Below are 17,140 nucleotides of genomic sequence, written 5' to 3' on the forward strand. Positions count from 1 at the left end.
CATCGCTGAAGCCATTGAAATCTAGTGAAGTTGGGCCGCCTACATGGGGCGGCCCACACCTGCCGTTGATCCACTACCTATGTTGCCGCGGTGCGGCCCGTTGAAGCTGCCATTCGCTGCGGGTGCAAATTTCAACTCAGATTGAACACGGGAATATCGGGACTTTTGCCTGGCGTCGCATTGAGAACAGACACGCAATTGGCGATATTTCTACATGATGGGATGACCACCCCTAATTCCATACCTCAATCAACAGATCGCATCCTTGTCGGTGTTGCACTGATGCTGGGATTTTGCCTGACTGCTCCTTTGCTGGATGTAGCTGCGAAACTCGCATCGACCAGTGTGCCAGTTGGGCAGATTACGGCTGCTCGCTTTGTGGTGCAGTGCACGTTGATGGCGCCGTTTGTCTGGATTATGGGACTGTCATTGCGTGTGGCGCGGGGTGATTTGATGGTACTCGTATTCCGCTCCTTACTCTTGTTGTTCGCGACTTTTTGTTTCATTACGGCTATCCGAGTGATGCCGCTTGCTGATGCCCTTGCCATCGTGTTTGTGGCACCGTTCATTGTCTTGCTGGTCGGCAAGTTTTACCTTGGTGAAGATGTCGGTCCTCGTCGCGTCGGGGCAGCTCTTGTGGGGTTTGTCGGCGTATTGTTCGTCATCCAACCCAGTTTCGCGGCTTTCGGCGCGGTTGCAATAATTCCGCTTGGTACAGCAGTTGCATTCGCTTTCTACATTCTTGTTACGCGGGGCTTGTCGCGTCGGATGCACCCCGTGGCCCTACAGTTCCACACTGGCCTGATTGCCAGTCTGTTTTGCATTCCAATGCTTATTGTTGCCCAAGGTTCTGGCTCCGAGCTGTTCGATCCCATTTGGCCGACAAACATCGCGTTGTTGTGGCTTCTGGGAGCTGGGTTTTTTGCGACGGTGAGCCACATGATGATGACCTATGCGCTGTCGTTTGCCCCGTCTGCCACATTGGCTCCTTTGCAGTATTTTGAGCTGCCAGTAGCAACCTTGTTTGGCTACCTTGTCTTCAATGACTTTCCGAACACACTGAGCCTGATTGGTATTGCCGTCATCATTAGTGCAGGGCTGTACATGATACATCGCGAAAGGGTTGTCGCCAGACAGATAGTCACAGAGCATGCGGCACCTCCAATCTAAGATTACACACGCTCGCGGCCTGCTGAAGACTTTGACGGATCGAGCGGCCCCTGCCAGGTTCCCTTCTCTGCTCAAAGGGTGTTCCACCATTGGATTTCCTGGTCGGGTCGCCTTTTCATATAGCAGTGTCGGAAGCAGTGAATTCTTACGCATAGCTTCCCAAGTAAAGTGCTTTCGACAACCAAACTTATCAGGTGTTGAAACTGACCAGCGGAGCCGACCCTGGACAGTTTTCAAACAGCAGATTTGGCCGAAGGGGCACGAAAGTGGCGCACCTACTCGATCCGTTTCAATTGAAACACCTGACTTTGCGCAACCGCATCGTCAGCACGTCCCATGCGCCGAATTTTGTCGAAGATGGCCATCCCCGGGACCGCTACAGGTTGTATCACGAGGAAAAGGCAAAGGGCGGGGTTGCCCTGACCGTGGTCGGCGGGTCAACCAATATCGCCCCTGATAGCCCATCGGTGTTCGGCCAGCTCTATGCCGGCGATGACAGTATCATTCCATGGTTCCGGAAACTGACGGATGGTGTTCATGAACATGGTGCCGCCATCATGTGTCAGATCACCCATATGGGGCGCCGCACAGCCTGGGATGATGGGCATTGGTTGCCGGTTCTGGCCCCTTCCTGTATCCGCGAACGCGCTCACCGCGCCTTTCCAAAAGTGATGGAGCAAGAAGACATCGACCGCGTGATCGGTAATTTCGTATCTGCTGCGCGACGTTGTCAGCTGGGTGGGTTTGACGGGATCGAGATTCTGTCCCACTCACATCTTCTGGGGCAGTTCCTGTCCCCGCTGACCAATCAGCGGGACGATGAATATGGTGGGGTGTTGGAAAACCGAATGCGTCTGACCCTGCAAGTTCTTGACGCAGTACGTGCTGAAGTTGGTTCTGAGTTCATCCTGTCGATGCGCATCACCGGCGATGAACTGACCGAAGGAGGGCTGAGCGCCGAAGATTGCATTGCCGTCGCCCGGATGCTGGAAAAATCCGGCCATGTCGACTTGCTCAACATTCTTGCCGGCGCGCCCTACGATGACCTGGGCTTGGCCGAATGGGTGCGCCCCATGGGCCTGCCGGCGGCCCCACATATCACAGTGGCCGGACGCATCCGTGATGCCGTGGATCTGCCGATCCTGCACGCGGGAGGGATTGCAGATATTGCCACGGCCCGCCACGCAGTCACTGGTGGCTTCGTCGATTTGGTGGGCATGACCCGCGCACAGATGGCAGATCCCTATCTGGTAGAAAAACTCGCGCGTGGAGGAGAAGAACGCATCCGCCCCTGTGTCGGCTTGGGCTACTGCGTGGACCGGGTCAATCAGGGCAAACCTGCCGTTTGCGGACACAATGCCGCCACGGGGCGTGAGCAGACCTTGCCTCATATCATCGCCCACAGCGACACCCGAAAGAAAGTTTTTGTCGTCGGCGGCGGGCCCGGCGGACTGGAGGCCGCACGGGTCTGCGCCCTGCGCGGTCACGAAGTCGTGCTGTTCGAGGCATCGGATCGGCTGGGCGGGCAGTTGGTTCTGGCCTCTAAAGGGAAAACGCGCAGACAGGTCTGGGGAGTCGCTGACTGGTTGATTTCCGAGGTGACGGTGCTTGGCGTCGATATCCGCTTGAACACCTATGCCGAGGCCAATGACGTGCTGTCCGAAGCCCCCGATGTCGTGATTATTGCGACAGGCGGCTGGCCCGAACCTTTGGCCATTCCCGGTGGTGATCTGACGATCTCCAGCTGGGAGATGTTGTCTGGTGAGGCACGTGTCTCGGGCGAGGTGCTGTTGTTCGACGAGGTTGGAGGCCACCCTGCGGCCGTCACGGCCGATGCGCTGGCAGGCAATGGTTGCAGTGTCAATCTCGTGACCCCGGACCGGGCAATTCTGTATGACCTTGGCCCAACGACCTCTGCCGTCGCCTTACGCGATCTGGCCGCCAATGGAGTTACCTTTACCTGCCTGCAGGAGCTCGCCTCCCTGGTGCGCGAAGATGACCGAGTTCGCGCCAGCCTTCGTCATGTGTTGACGAGGAATGTCACAGAACGTCTTGTTGATCACGTAGTTGTCGAACATGGTCTGTCTCCGATGGCCGAACTCTATCTCGACCTCAAACCAATCTCGCGCAATCATGGGCAGGTTGAACACAAGGCGCTCATTGACGGAGGGTTTCCATTCGTTGACACCAATCAGTGCAGTCAATTCTATTTGGCCCGCATTGGCGACGCAGTTACAAGCCGCAATATGCACGCCGCAATTCTCGATGCCTTGCGGGTATGTGCTGCGGTCTGAAAGAAACTATGCTCACCTGCCGATCAAAGATGGGAGCAGATCATCAGTTTTGGAGCAGCGAATGACAGGGAAACACCCGCGCTCACAGGTTTAGGGCGGCCCACAGCCGACATTAGATATCTCACGGAGTCCACCCATCGGCTTTCCGAGAACTGCCGTTCGTTCAAAGCGCGGCAATTTCAATGAGCGGATGGCCGTGAGGCGAACAAACCTGCCATCGTTGAGAAGCGCTGTTAAGCAAACTTGATTGCTTTTAGAGACCCGATTAACGTTTCTGCAACCATGTATTTTCGCGATTTTTAGGACATGTAGATATAGATGACGCCTGATGTACAAACCGCCCGCCGCATAGCTCAAGATCATTGCGCTGCTTGGACAAACCGGGCGCCCGGCGATGTCGCCGGAAGATATGCTGAACATACAATCATGATAATGAACGGTGGCGACCCAATGAAGGGTCGGAGCGAGATTGGCGACATGGCGGCGGGATTTATGGCTGACTTCCCTGACCTCGTTCTTAGCCTCGACACGGTTCTCGTCGCCGATCACCACATGGTCTATGCGTGGACTTTCGAAGGCCATCATTTCGAAGGCCATCATAAAGAAACTGGTAACCATGTTCGTTTCTCGGGCTGGGAAGAATGGGACTTAGACGACAACCTGAACGTCACCAAATCGCTCGGTTGGTACGATGGTGTGGATTATAAACGCCAAGTTGCGGGAGCTTGACCATATCCGGCGCCAATTCGCGCACTGTACGCGCAGTCGTATACGGCAAGTCAGACCCAGTTTGACTCTGGTCAGTGCTCTTTACTGCCTATAGCAAGTGCGAGGGCGTCCATCGGAAAAGGCTTTTCTCATATTCGGTAGTTGAATTCGAGAGCCACTGCATGAACAGCTTTGCCGCTGGCCGAACCGGACCAGGCAGCGTGACAAGGTAGTAGCCGATCTGCGGAATTGGATCATCAAACAGCGCGACGAGTTGACCTGATTTCAACTCGTCAGAGATAAAGGCCGGGACCGTCGCTCCGATACCGTCACCCCGGCGGATGCCATCCAGCAACATGTTGCCCGGCATGCGGACAACTCTCCGGTCGGCTTCGAGCGGAATTCCGACCTTTTCCAACCATAGGTCAAATTCGACCGATGCCTGTTCCTGAAGAAGAGTGAAATCAAGCAATTCTGCAGGATTCTTGAGCACACGGTTTCCGATCAGTTCGCGGGACGCGACGACCGTCAGGCAGCCGGGGAGCAGCATCTGCGAGACAAGCCCTGGCCAGCGACCTGTTCCGTATCGGATAGCCATATCAATTCCACCCGGCTTGAGGTCGACAGCCTGGATCGTTGAATCGATCCTCAATTCGATATTGGGGAATTCGTCAATGAACGTCGACAGACGCTGCATCAGGAACGCGCTTGAGAACATCGGAGTCGCGCTGACCACCAACGGCCGAACCGTCTGTGCACTCGAAACGCTTTCGGTCGCGGAGGCCATTTCGGCGAAGGATTTAATCAGGCCAGCCGACAGGAATTCGCCTTGGGATGTCAGTGAAATTCCGTGCCGCGTACGAGTGATAAGCCGGGTGCCGAGATGTTGTTCGAGCCCGTGGATTTGCTGGCTAACTGCGGAATGAGTCACGTTCAGTGCCTCTGCCGCCCTGGTCAGATTTCGATACTCGGCTGCGGCGGTGAAGGCTCTGAGAGATGTCAGCGAGGGAAGCGTACGCCAATCCATAAGTAAAATTATCTAACAATATAGAAGAATTTACAACTATGCGTTCCCCCGATGCCGCCGCATGCTGCTGCAGGAAGTTACTGGCGGACATTGGAGGCGTACATCATGCAACTTGCTGTATTGGGACTGGGTAATATGGGTTCAGCGTTGGCAAATTGCCTGCTCAAGGCAGGCCACGATGTCAGCGTTTGGAACCGTACGTCGGAAAAGGCAGAGGTTTTTGCTGAGGCTGGAGCCACGATCAGCTCTTCACCGGATGATGCCATTGCGGCGTCTGAATTTGCTATCATCTGTATCAAGAGCCACAAGGAAACTGTTGAACTGGTCAACGGGCTGAGTGTTTCGCTTAAGGGTAAGACCATCTGCGACATGAGCACGGGCGATACCTCGGATGCTGATAGCCTTGTCGCCATCCTGGAGGGTCAGGGAGCTGGCTACATGCTGGGCATGATCAACGCCTACCCTTCCGGCGTTGGCGGTGACGAAACCACAATCCTCACGGTGGGCAGCGCCGGAACCTGGGACCGCTATGGCAGCATCATCAGAGAATTGGGTGGAAAGTCCGCCCATGTTGGAGAGAAACCAGCGGCACTTGCCGCGCTCTTTGCCGGCCTCTTCACGGTTCGACAGGGGTTCATGTTCGGAATGATCTACGGTGCACTTGTCTGCCAAAAAGCGGGCATCCCGATGCAGGTTTATGCCGATCAACTCCCTGCCACGATCAAATTGGTCAATGACTACCATGATCTCTTTGCCAGAACTGTTCCGACCGAAGATTACGATAAGGCCGAAGCCTCGTTGAAAGTCTACGCATTGGCGCAGGAGGATGCGCTGAAGACTTTCCAGTCTGTGAAAGCCCCAGCCGAGTTCATCCAGTTGATGCATGACCGCACCAAAACGGCTTGGGTCGATGGCTATGGCGACAGACAATTGACCTCACTGGTCCAGCATATGGCGGGTACATAATGCAAAAAGGCTCCGGCCCTCACCTGCCATTTGTCAGGGTTCCCGTCGCCGCAGTGCGGCCTCCCCAAAGCGGCCATTAGCAACCAGATGCAGCATTTCCATCCAACCAATGCCTAGGCCGGGACGAGACGCTCTTTGGCCACATGCAAACAAAGGCATTCCGGTGCAATCCATGCTACCTTCCCACGGATAGTATTCTGGTAGCGGGTATTTGAGGTGAGACTAGTGCGGCGAGGTTTGAGTGAAGGGCAGGCGCAAGCTTTAGAGGCAGCCTTCAAGGCAGCCAAAACCTACCGCGAGGAACTGCCAAATGGGCCGGCCCGGCCTGTCTTGGGACTTGGTGAAGCTGCCAGCCGCTTTTTGGGCCCTCTTCCTCGAACGGGGGCGCCGGAAAGTGAGGTAATTGGGGACATCGTGCAACTTTCTGAAGGCGGTCTGCACAAAATGGCGGGGCCGACCTTCTTCGGCTATGTCCTCGGCGCGTCGCATCCCGTCGGTGTAGCTGCCGACATTCTGGTATCAGCCTGGGGTCAGAACGCGGGCTCATCTTTTAAAACCCCCGCGATAACCGCAATGGAACGTGCTGTTTGCAATTGGGTTATTGAGTTGCTGTCACTGCCTTCCAAAAGCGGTGCCGGTCTTGTCACAGGCGGCACAGTGGCAAACATGGTTGGCGTTATGGCCGCACGCAATGCGCTGCTGGCTGCCCAGGGGTGGGATGTTGAAGCTGACGGGCTGTTTTCTGCACCCGAGATTTCTGTATTGATTGGGCAGGATGCGCATTCCGCCCCATTCGCTGCCCTGCGCTATGCTGGCTTTGGCGCGGGCCGGACAAACATCGTCGCGGCGGACGGCGAAGGGAGGATAAAGCCGGATGCGTTCCGGGCTGCTCTGGACAGCTGCAGCAGCCCGCCGCTTGTTATCCTGCAGGCAGGTCAAATAAACACCGGCGCCTTTGATCAGTTTGCCGAGCTCATACCAATGGTGCGCGAGCTGAACGGCTGGGTTCATGTGGATGGTGCTTTCGGGCTCTGGCTCGCTGCTGTACCCGAACTGGCAAACCGGTTGGAGGGGGTTGCTGAAGCGGACAGTTGGGCGATTGACCTGCACAAGTGGCTTAATGCTCCATTCGATGCTGGCATGGTTTTCGTGCGCGACCGGGCGCCGCTCGTTGCGTCAATGTCTGCCCGCGGCGCCTATCTCCCGGAAACAACAGAGCATTGGGAACCAAGTGATTCAACGCCGGAACTCTCCCGGCGTGCAAGAGGTGTCCCGAGCTATGCGATACTTCGGCACCTTGGCCGGACGGGAGTTTGCGAACTGGTAGCACGCCATTGCCGGCTGGCGGAGCGAATTGCCCGAACGGTTTCGAACGAGCCCGGCCTGACAGTTCTGAACCAGATCCACAGCAATCAGGTCGCTATTTGCTGCGGCGAGGGGCCAGATGGCGACGATCTGACCATGCGGGTCCTGCAGCGCGTTCAAGACAATGGAAAGGTATACCCCACCCACGGCGAATGGGCGGGTCGGAAGATCATTCGAGTCTCTGTAATCGGATACGATATGAGGGAAGAGGATACTGATCTTCTGTCATCCGAGATCATTGAAGCTTATCGTCTTTGTGCTGCTGGCGTTCCCTGATTTGGCCAGAAATTTTATTGCTGCAGTCAAGCATTAATGAGCTTCAATGGGCTCGAATGAGCCATTCGGTGTCACTGCGAACAACCCCTTCGACCCCGCATGGCACCACCTGCGCAGCCGACCCATAGCAGCCGTTTTCAAGCTCCTTTAAATGCCTGATCGGGAGCTTTTTCTCGAAGTTGGCAACACCTGCGAAGCACAATGGCCGCCCCATGAATGAGGCGGCCGCTCCTGCATTACTCTCAATGGGGCGGAGAGCCTATCCGCGGCTCAGGATTTCCTCGCCGAGGATCTGCATGATTTTCTGTCCGGCCTCGCTGGCCCAATTGACCGCAAGTTCTGCAAGCAGCGCGCTGGTTGTGGTGAGCTCGACACCGCCTCGCTCCATTTTGCGGAACGCCATCTCATCCGTCAGCGCAGTGGGAGAACCGGAAGCATCAACCACTGCGGTCACGGCAAAGCCTTCTTCGGCGGCACTGATCGCAGGCGGGGCAAGACACACGTCAGTGGTTATGCCTGCCATGATGAAATACCTGCGCCCGGTGTTGCGGCAGGCAGCGGCAAAGGCGCTGTCATCCCAGCAGTTCACCACGCCAGGGCGCTTGATCCGTGCGGCGAAGGCATCCGGCGCAATCTCTTCCAGCGCGGGCATCAGCGGCCCCTGCATGTTGTCTTCCATGCTGGAAGTCAGCACCAGCGGCATGCCAAGCGCCGCCGCCGTCCGCGCCAGGGCCCGTGTGTTGGCTTCGATCAGATCGCGGTCAACGGACTTTGCCCAGTTCATGGTGCCAACCTGATGGTCAATAAGAACAATGGCTGCGTTGTCGGGGGTCACTTTTTTGGAAGTCATGTTGATGTCCTTTCCTGGTTAAGAGATTTCGGATGCGGGCAGTTCGAAGATCAGGAGCTCAGCGCCGGCTGCAGCCTCAACCGCGACGTCCCCGGCACGGAGCAGTCCCAGCCCATCCCCTTTCCTGAGGGCGCGGCCGGCAGCAGTTGCCTCGCCTTCGATCATAAAGATGTAGAGGCTGCGGTCAGGGCTGGACGGGCTGAAGTTCAGCACGCTGCGGCGGTCGAAGTTGCCGTAACTCAGGCGCACCTCCTGCTGCACGACAAGTGAGTCCTCGGCGCCGTCTGGCGACAGCACCAGCTGGAACCGGTTGCTGTGGTCCGCGGTTTCCAGCTCCTTGCTGGAATAAGCCGGTGCCAGGCCTCTGGCCAGCGGCTCGAACCAGATTTGCAGCGCACGCATCGGCTTCGTCCGCGAGTTGTTCACCTCGTTGTGAAGGATGCCTGTGCCGGCGGTGATCACCTGAAGGCCTTTCGCCTTCACAGTACCGTTGTGAACGGGCACCACCGGATCGACATGCGAAACCTCTCCGCTGACCATGAAGGTGACGACTTCGACATCCCGATGCGGATGCAGGCCAAAGCCTCGGGCGTCCGGTGCAAGCGTGCCGTCGTCAATTGTGATCAGCGGGCCGAACCGCCGGCGCCCTTCTGCAAGGTGCGGCTTGAACGACAGATGCGCCTGCATGAAGCCGAAGTCCTTGAACTCACGGGTCTCGGCGGGGTGATAGACCATCTCTGTCTGCATTTCTCATCTCCTGGCCTGTTCGCTGAGACAGAATTTAGGGATCTCATTCGTTCTGGAAAATGACCCGTTTGTTAACTACTGTTCGAATTTATGAACGATAGATTCTATTCCTGCGCCAAGGCCCTGGTGGCCACTGTGCGCGCCGGGTCGATGAGTGCGGCAGCTGCGGAGCTGAACACCACGAAATCCGCGATCAGCCAAAAGCTTGCGCTGTTTGAAGCCGAATTGGGGCTGGTCCTGCTGGACCGGTCTGGGCGGGCGGTGGCCCTGACCGCGGCTGGGCGCAGGATTTTCGAGATTTGCGTCGGCCCGGTGGATGCAGCGCTTGAGGCCGAGGCGCAGCTTGGCTTCGCCCGAAGCGGGAAGATTGCAGGACGGGTGTCAGTCTCAGGACCCAACAGTCTTCTTTGCACCGTGCTTGTCCCGCTTCTGGCAGGCCTTCGGTCCCGCTACCCGGCTATTGAACTTGAATTGCATGCCGATGATTCAAAATCGGATTTTGCGGCAGAGGACATAGATCTGTCCTTCAGAACCGGCCCTGCAGATAAAAGGCGATATATTTCGGCTGCCCTGCCGTCCGCGCAGCGCGCGCCTCTTGCCAGCCCGGCCTTTGCAGAAAGGATGCCCCGTCTCTCCCGGCCTGTTGATTTGGCCAGGTTGCCCTGTGTATTGCGCACCCAAGAATCCGGCAAATGGGCGTTTCGAAATAAGGAAGGGCAACAGGAGATCATCGAGCCGACGATCGGCCTGCGCGTCAATTCGATGGAGCTTGCATTTGCAGCTGTCCTTGCCGGGCAAGGAGCAGCACTGCTCCCGTCCTTACTGACAGAGGTGCATATTCAAGCTGGCAATCTCGTGCGCCTGATCCCTGACTGGTCTGCCGATCCAGTGGCACTGACTTTGCTTTGCCGTCCTGAACGTTTGGCTGCTCCCCAGGTTGCGGCGGTACGGCGCCATATCCTGGATGCATGCGGCAAAAATGGCTTCCTGGGGACAGAGCTTCAATACGAGAAAGTCTAACAGCTTACCAAAGCTCGGTTTGGCACCGTGGCGATTAGGCCTGCCTCCCTCCAAGTCAGCCGATAGGAACGGTCCGTTCCGGACATTGAGCACAAGTCCTGATCGCTGCAGTGCGGCCCGTCAGACCCGACTTTCGCTGCGAGAGCACGATCCAGGTTGGATCAAGCGACCGCAGAGCGGACAAAGCGGTCTGTGGTTCTCCAATCAAATCGGCCGACCTTGGGTTTACAGTACACGGTTGTGAAGAGTGAGAAGGATTAGTTGTCTTTACTTCCGGAAGTATAGTGTCTCAATTGGCACCCTTATTGCATGCTGAGCAGGACGTTATGGCTCACGAGCGTCCAGATACCCTCCGGTTAAGCCCTTTTGAGTGTCAGATGGTATCGTCCCAAAATTAGGTTGTTGGTTGTTCGGGTGCATCACCCAGAGCCAGCAGCAAAAGAATAGCCAAAAGGGGTGATCCAACCAGACCGATCAGGAACCAGATCAAACCAGACCGGTTGCGCCGCCCTGCCATCGTGATCGGCAGGATATAAAGCCAGATCACGACAACCAGCAAGATGAGCATAAAAATCAACTGGATAACTGGTGCGTCCATGAAATTTTGCCTTTCGTATCTTGACGCCATTTTTAAAACGGCTGATTTTTTAAAACGGCTGATCCGGTTAGATAGACAATGGCCCGAAAGCGTTTTCGGGTATTAATTTAGCCCAACATGGGTCCCGGGCGTCCCAACCCTCTCCCTTTGGGTTCCTTGGCTATCAGACAGTGCCGTCCAAATGTTTGGTGTTTTCCGGGTCACAAGGTAGCAAGGTCGGCAAAACGGATAAAGTGGGTGTTCAAGGAACCTTTTAAAGTGCCTTTTCAATGAACTTTGAAAAAAGCTCACCCTGCGAATTGATCCTAAGTTTCGCGTAAATGTTGCGTCTGTGGATGCGGACTGTGCCTGGAGAGATGCCGAGAATTGTGCCGACAGCTTCTGCCGAATGGCCCTTCAACGTGAACTCAACGACTTCGCGTTCTCGTGGTGTCAGAACGCCATCGCCAAATGCCTGGAAAGCAAGATCGACGCGACGACTAACGCCATTCGCTGCGGCGCCGCGGGCCAGTGTTGGAAAGTCACTCCAATGTTTGCAACAGGCTGCCCGAACGAGCGGCCATAGAGCGTGCAAATGACGAATTTCCTTGGCTGAAAAAGGCTTCACTGATCGCATGAGCGAGACCACAACCATCCCAGTGCTCGGGATATCGATAAAGTAGCCAATCTCCTCTGCTAACCCAGTCCTTTTGTAATAGCTGCGATAGTATTCGCCCTGATAGAACCTGTCCGGTGCGATATCGCGCATGCGGTACAGACCCGGTGTTATCGGTTTTGTCGCGGCCAAAAAAAATGGATCAAGTACGTAGGGCCCTGCTTGGTAGTCCTCAACAAAAATACGCCGTTTGCTTTTGGGAAAATCGTCGTGAAGGTCTATAGGCGCTTCGGTTCCGACATGGCCAAACACCACCGTAAAATCGAATGGTGCGACCTGCCGCAAGCCATCTGCCAAAGCACATGGAAATTCTGGGGTTCCGATCTTCTCCACGACCCTGCCGGCCTCTTCCATCCAATCGTACACGCGCCGCTCCAGATTTTCGAAAAGCACCTCTATACCCCAATTGTGGTATATACAGTTATTCCGAGTTATTGTTACTTTTTCCTTGTTTGAGTGGTATGCCAACAAATGCCAAAAAATCAAGCAAAAGGAAAACGGCAGTATATGAGCTTTGACATGAGCGTCACCATGCAGACGATTGCGGAACTCCGAGGAGTGACCAAGACCTTCGGGAATGTGGTCGCCGCCAAAGACCTGAATCTTTCCATTGGGAAAGGAGAGTTCCTGTCGTTCTTAGGCCCATCTGGTTGCGGCAAAACCACTGCGCTTAGAATGTTGGCAGGTTTCGAGAAGCCAACCGAAGGTCAGGTGTTGCTCGATGGAGAAGTCGTCAACGACTTGGATGCGCACCATCGCCCAGTCAACATGGTGTTTCAGCACTATGCTCTTTTTCCTCACCTAAGCGTGTTCGACAACATCGCGTACGGCCTGCGCCAACAACGACCACGCGTAGACAAACAAACAATCGCGACAAAGGTTGAGCAAGCGCTGGAAACTGTCCGTCTTGGTGGGTTTGGCCCACGTCGCATCTGGGAGATGTCTGGTGGTCAGCAGCAACGCGTCGCTTTGGCGCGTGCGATCGTAAACGAGCCCAAGCTTTTGCTGCTTGATGAACCAATGGCTGCTCTGGATCGAAAGCTTCGAAAAGAAATGCAGTTTGAACTGCAGAACCTGCAACGACAACTGGGAATAACTTTTGTCCTCGTCACGCACGACCAAGAAGAAGCGCTTTCAATGTCCGACCGAATTTGTGTGATGGAAGGCGGCAGTATTGTGCAGGTTGGCAGCCCACGCGAACTCTATGACATGCCCCGCAGCCGCTACGTGGCTGGATTTGTAGGCACCTCAAATTTCTTTGATGCAACTGTGACTGACTCAGCAGCCGACCAAATCACTGTGCGTTTAGCGAGTGGCCAAAAGGTGCGCGGAACTCCGGAGATTCCAATAGATGCAGGGCAGGAAGTGTGCGTTAGTATCCGTCCTGAACAGATCACGCTGACCCGCGCGCTACCCACAGCTGAAATCGCTCTGCCAGTTACCATTCAAAATCGGATCTTCCTTGGGGAGCACACAGAATACCTTGCGCGCAACGAAGCACTGGGTGATTTCCACGTACTTGTGCCAAGGCAAGCGGAATTGAACGAGGGGACGTTCAATGCAGGAGAGCAGGTCTTTGTTTCATGGGGCGAAGGCGCACTGCTGATCCTGGAAAAATAACAAATCCCGCAATCCAACAACAGAGAGGTTCACAATGACCAAGGATAATGGGACTATTTCCAAGCAAAAGTTCATGGAAGAGCTTCGCCGGTACCAAAAGGGTTCGGTTACACGGCGACATTTCTTAGGCGTGACAGGTCTTGGGATGGCAACGGCCGTTCTGGGCACGGCCATTCCTGGGTTGCGTCCACGCCCGGCATTTGCTGCCGGGGACATTGGCGACCGAGTGATCCTCGCCACATGGCCGAACTACCATGACGAGATGAACTTCGAAGCCTTCACGGAAGCCACTGGCGCCCATGTTCAGGTCAATGTTTTTGGCTCGAACGAAGAGATGTTGGCAAAACTACAGGCTGGAGGGTCTGGCTGGGACGTTTTCGTTCCAACCAACTACACGATCACTACGTATGTGGGTGAAGATCTGATCATCCCGCTCGATACGTCCAAACTGCCAAACTACGACGCAGGTTCATTCGAACAGCGCTTTTCCGATGCCGGTTCTGTCGATGGCCAGCTTTACGCGGTGCCAAAAAACTGGGGCACGACTGGCTTTGCAGTGAACACCAGCAAGCTTGACGGCGCTCCGACTCCAACCACATGGAAAGAGTTCTGGGACCTTACTATGGAAGGTTACTCAGGCCGGACAATGGTGCATGATTACCAACTCACCACCATCGGTAATGCCCTGAAATACTTCGGCTACTCCTTCAACTCGGTCGATGAGAAGGAACTGGCGGATGCCGAGAAATTGTTGCTGGATGCCAAACCGCATCTGTTTGCAATCTCGTCGGATTATCAGCCACCGATGCGTAACGGTGACGCCTGGATGACGATGTGCTGGACAGGTGACGGCAAGCAGATGAATGTCGACATGCCTGAAATCGCCTACGTTCTGGGAACTGAGGGCGGTGAGCTCTGGTCCGACTACTACGCTATTCCTAAGGGCGCACCCCATATGGATGCCGCTTATGCCTTGATCGACTTCCTGCTGAACCCGGAAGTTAATGCGAAAGAAGTCCTCGCTCACGGCTATCCATCGGCTGATGCTCGCACCAATGCGTTGCTGCCGAAGGAACTACTGGAAGATCCGATCCTTTATCCGGCAGCTGACCTTCTGAATGCACTCGAGTTCGGCGCGGCGGCTACACTAACCGATCCAAACCGTGCCGAGTTGCTCGCCCGCTTCAAGTCGGCCTAAGCGGCAAGGCCGCCAATATCGGAAAAGACGAGGACAAAATGACCGAACGAGGCAGAAAAGCACTGTTGCTGGCTCCAGCAGGAATATGGCTTTTGGTAATGCTAGCCCTTCCTCTGCTGGTCGTCTTCGTCTTTTCCTTTGGCGAACGGGGTGCCGCCGGAGGCTACGTTCCAGCGTTCACGTTGGAACAATATGCCAACCTTCCTGCGCGATGGACGGCGTTTAAGAACACTTTGATCCTTGCACCTCTGGGGACTATCGCTGCGTTGGTAATTGCCTACCCGCTCGCCTACTTTCTTGCGGTGCGTTGTTCACCAAAGTGGAGAACTTCGCTGTTGATCCTAGTGATCGTGCCGTTCTGGACATCGATCCTGATCCGGTCATACGCTTGGATTTTCATCCTTGGGGGGCGTGGCTTGCCCGCTTTACTGGAGTCGATCGGCATCGATGATATCCGCCTGATAAATACGCCGTTCGCTGTGCTTGTCGGGATTGTCTATGGGTATCTACCTCTGATGGTTTTCCCGATTTTTGTAAGCTTAGACAAACTGGATAAACGCCTTCTGGAAGCATCGGCTGATCTCGGCTCTACCCCATGGCGTACGTTCCGTCAGGTGACACTTCCTTTGTCGGTACCTGGTATCGCAACTGGCTGCATGCTGGTCTTCATCTTGCTGATGGGCGAGTTTCTGATCCCAGCGATCTTGGGCGGCGGAAAGGTCTTTTTCGTCGGAAATGCGCTGGTGGACCTGTTCCTGCAGTCTCGGAACTGGGCGTACGGATCGGCGGTCGCAATGACTCTGGTTGTCGTAATGCTTGTCACTGTCTCAATTTACATGAAATTCATCTCGCGCCTGGGTGGCCAGCGCGAAGATGTCTCGCTGATGTGAGGGTCCGATGCGCTTATACGCGATTTGCGTCTACCTTTTTCTCTATATTCCAATCGGCATCATCGCGCTTTTCAGCTTTAATGCCGGACGACACGCAAGCCAGTTCATGGGGTTCTCGACCCAATGGTATGGTAAAGCGCTGAACAACCCATTTGTAATGGACGCGCTCGAGACCAGTCTGCTTGCGGCATTCATAACTGCTTGCCTCGCATCCACTCTCGGAACCATGGCGGCCATCGCTTTACAAGGGGTTAAGGGATGGCTCCGAACTTTGTTTGATGCGATGATTTATATTGCAATAATGATACCCGGTATCGTCATCGGCATCGCGACACTCATTGCCCTGGTCACCGTATTCGGCTGGCTAAACCCGCTTCTTGCAAGCCTATGGCCCGATGGAGCAAATCCCCCGCAACTTTCCATGGGGATGCCCACGCTTGTCGCCGCACACACCATGTTCACAATGGCGCTGGTCATAATCATCGTACGTGCAAGGCTATCGGGTATGGACCGCGCGCTCATGGAAGCTTCGGCTGACCTCTTTGCGACGCCCTGGGACACCTTTCGACAGGTGACCCTGCCGTTGATAGCACCGGCAATTTTGGCAGGCTTCCTGCTCAGCTTCACTTTCTCATTTGATGATTTCATCATCGCGTTCTTCGTAGCTGGCTCAGAAACAACCCTGCCAATCTACATATTCTCATCCATCCGGCGCGGCGTAACACCCGAGATCAATGCCATCGGCACTATGGTTATGGGCGCGTCGCTCTTGTTGCTCGTAGCAGCGCAGCTGCTTTTGCGCCGAGGCGCCTCAAAATCGAATAATTAAATAAAGGAGCCAAGTGACATGCGGCTTGCAGGTAAGGTCGCGCTCGTGACGGGCGCGGGATCAGGAATTGGTCGGGCGGGTTCAATGGCAATGGCACAAGAGGGTGCGCATGTTGTGGTAACCGATCGCGATGCAACCCTTGCTGAAGCCACCGTGGCCGCGATCGTAGCGCAGGGAAATCAAGCATCTGCCATACAGCTTGATGTGACCGATGACGATGCCCTTACCAGAACCATAGACGAAGCAGTTAAAAACTTCGGTCGGCTTGACGTGTTGCACTCTCACGCTGGGTTGCAGATCGAAGGAACGCTGGAAGAAGTGGAACCAGATGGAATGGATGCTTCTTGGGCATTGAATGTCCGCGCTCACTTCATTGCCGCGCGTGCAGCCGTCGCCCATATGAAATCACAAGGTGGAGGCAGCGTGATCGTCACGGCCTCCAATTCTGGGGTTCAATATGACCGGGGTATGATCGCCTATGCGACTACAAAGCACGCTGCTGTTGCGATGGTCCGGCAGATGGCAGCCGACTACGCTGTCCATGCAATCCGTTTCAATGCCCTATGTCCAGGATTTGTAGACACCCCTTTCAATGCAGGCTTCGAAAAGCAGATGGGAGGCCGTGCCAAACTGGAAAGCTACATCGAGCAGGCGATCCCCATGAGTCGATGGGCGACAGTTGAAGAGATTGGCCATGGGATCGTCTATTTAGCTTCAGATGAATCCGCTTTTATGACGGGGCAAGCCCTGGTTATCGATGGCGGTGAATGCATTTAGTGATGGGTTAGACCGCTCAAGAGAATGTCTATCGCCGCAGTTCATTTTGGCGAGCACATTTAAGTCCGCTTTGGGCTCGTTCCAGACCTCAAATGCGGCGCAGCATCCTGTGATATGTTGCATCGGTCAACGTCGGGTTGTCGTTCTGGG

General features: G+C 55.3%; 16 protein-coding genes. 11 read left to right on the forward strand and 5 right to left on the reverse strand.

Annotated elements, in window-relative coordinates:
* Positions 1-222 precede the first annotated feature (222 nt).
* The 3 genes from GS611_RS20800 to GS611_RS20810 all read left to right on the forward strand — a co-directional run bounded on the left by GS611_RS20800 (position 223) and on the right by GS611_RS20810 (position 4,193).
* On the forward strand, positions 223-1,170 hold the full coding sequence (locus GS611_RS20800; protein WP_371732314.1) for a DMT family transporter: 948 nt from the start codon (positions 223-225) through the stop codon (positions 1,168-1,170).
* Between the two features lie 266 nt (positions 1,171-1,436).
* Positions 1,437-3,464 carry an FAD-dependent oxidoreductase gene (locus GS611_RS20805; RefSeq protein WP_171638625.1) on the forward strand — a complete coding sequence of 676 codons (2,028 nt, stop codon included), beginning with the start codon at positions 1,437-1,439 and terminating at the stop codon, positions 3,462-3,464.
* Between the two features lie 318 nt (positions 3,465-3,782).
* The gene (locus GS611_RS20810) at positions 3,783-4,193 is read left to right on the forward strand and encodes a nuclear transport factor 2 family protein (protein WP_171638626.1); all 411 of its coding nucleotides are present in this window, start codon (positions 3,783-3,785) and stop codon (positions 4,191-4,193) included.
* Positions 4,194-4,281: 88 nt separating this feature from the next.
* Here GS611_RS20810 and GS611_RS20815 read toward each other — a convergent pair whose 3' ends face one another.
* The gene (locus GS611_RS20815) at positions 4,282-5,199 is read right to left on the reverse strand and encodes a LysR family transcriptional regulator (protein ID WP_171638627.1); all 918 of its coding nucleotides are present in this window, start codon (positions 5,197-5,199) and stop codon (positions 4,282-4,284) included.
* A gap of 51 nt (positions 5,200-5,250) precedes the next feature.
* Here GS611_RS20815 and GS611_RS20820 point away from each other — a divergent pair, with 51 nt between their 5' ends.
* Both GS611_RS20820 and GS611_RS20825 read left to right on the forward strand, forming a co-directional pair.
* Entirely contained in the window at positions 5,251-6,165 is a 915-nt protein-coding gene (locus tag GS611_RS20820; RefSeq protein WP_371732312.1) for an NAD(P)-dependent oxidoreductase, read from the forward strand.
* Positions 6,166-6,390: 225 nt separating this feature from the next.
* Positions 6,391-7,806, forward strand: coding sequence for an aspartate aminotransferase family protein (locus GS611_RS20825; protein ID WP_371732313.1), 1,416 nt, complete (start codon positions 6,391-6,393; stop codon positions 7,804-7,806).
* Between the two features lie 259 nt (positions 7,807-8,065).
* Here the strand turns inward: GS611_RS20825 and GS611_RS20830 are convergent, their stop codons facing one another.
* Both GS611_RS20830 and GS611_RS20835 read right to left on the reverse strand, forming a co-directional pair.
* Positions 8,066-8,656 (reverse strand): isochorismatase family protein, encoded by a 591-nt coding sequence (locus GS611_RS20830; protein WP_171638630.1) that lies wholly within the window; start codon positions 8,654-8,656, stop codon positions 8,066-8,068.
* A gap of 18 nt (positions 8,657-8,674) precedes the next feature.
* Positions 8,675-9,403 (reverse strand): pirin family protein, encoded by a 729-nt coding sequence (locus tag GS611_RS20835; RefSeq protein WP_171638631.1) that lies wholly within the window; start codon positions 9,401-9,403, stop codon positions 8,675-8,677.
* Between the two features lie 90 nt (positions 9,404-9,493).
* Between GS611_RS20835 and GS611_RS20840 the strand changes: the two genes are divergently transcribed.
* Positions 9,494-10,423: a LysR family transcriptional regulator gene (locus GS611_RS20840; RefSeq protein WP_171638632.1), complete on the forward strand. Its 930-nt coding sequence runs from the start codon at positions 9,494-9,496 to the stop codon at positions 10,421-10,423.
* A 394-nt stretch (positions 10,424-10,817) separates the two neighbouring features.
* Here the strand turns inward: GS611_RS20840 and GS611_RS20845 are convergent, their stop codons facing one another.
* Positions 10,818-11,021: a hypothetical protein gene (locus GS611_RS20845; protein ID WP_058283652.1), complete on the reverse strand. Its 204-nt coding sequence runs from the start codon at positions 11,019-11,021 to the stop codon at positions 10,818-10,820.
* 253 nt (positions 11,022-11,274) lie between these two features.
* The gene (locus tag GS611_RS20850) at positions 11,275-12,042 is read right to left on the reverse strand and encodes a helix-turn-helix transcriptional regulator (RefSeq protein WP_348539544.1); all 768 of its coding nucleotides are present in this window, start codon (positions 12,040-12,042) and stop codon (positions 11,275-11,277) included.
* A 153-nt stretch (positions 12,043-12,195) separates the two neighbouring features.
* Between GS611_RS20850 and GS611_RS20855 the strand changes: the two genes are divergently transcribed.
* The 5 genes from GS611_RS20855 to GS611_RS20875 are packed head-to-tail and all read left to right on the forward strand — an operon-like array spanning position 12,196 to position 16,990.
* Positions 12,196-13,296: an ABC transporter ATP-binding protein gene (locus tag GS611_RS20855; protein ID WP_253285158.1), complete on the forward strand. Its 1,101-nt coding sequence runs from the start codon at positions 12,196-12,198 to the stop codon at positions 13,294-13,296.
* A gap of 34 nt (positions 13,297-13,330) precedes the next feature.
* Positions 13,331-14,494, forward strand: a complete 1,164-nt coding sequence (locus tag GS611_RS20860; RefSeq protein WP_093962198.1) for a PotD/PotF family extracellular solute-binding protein — start codon at positions 13,331-13,333, stop codon at positions 14,492-14,494.
* Between the two features lie 38 nt (positions 14,495-14,532).
* Positions 14,533-15,384: an ABC transporter permease gene (locus GS611_RS20865; RefSeq protein ID WP_093962199.1), complete on the forward strand. Its 852-nt coding sequence runs from the start codon at positions 14,533-14,535 to the stop codon at positions 15,382-15,384.
* Between the two features lie 7 nt (positions 15,385-15,391).
* Positions 15,392-16,213 carry an ABC transporter permease gene (locus GS611_RS20870; protein ID WP_171638633.1) on the forward strand — a complete coding sequence of 274 codons (822 nt, stop codon included), beginning with the start codon at positions 15,392-15,394 and terminating at the stop codon, positions 16,211-16,213.
* A gap of 18 nt (positions 16,214-16,231) precedes the next feature.
* Positions 16,232-16,990: an SDR family NAD(P)-dependent oxidoreductase gene (locus GS611_RS20875; RefSeq protein ID WP_170343551.1), complete on the forward strand. Its 759-nt coding sequence runs from the start codon at positions 16,232-16,234 to the stop codon at positions 16,988-16,990.
* Positions 16,991-17,140: the final 150 nt, after the last annotated feature.

This window comes from Ruegeria sp. HKCCD6119 (assembly GCF_013110585.1).
Classification (GTDB): domain Bacteria; phylum Pseudomonadota; class Alphaproteobacteria; order Rhodobacterales; family Rhodobacteraceae; genus Ruegeria.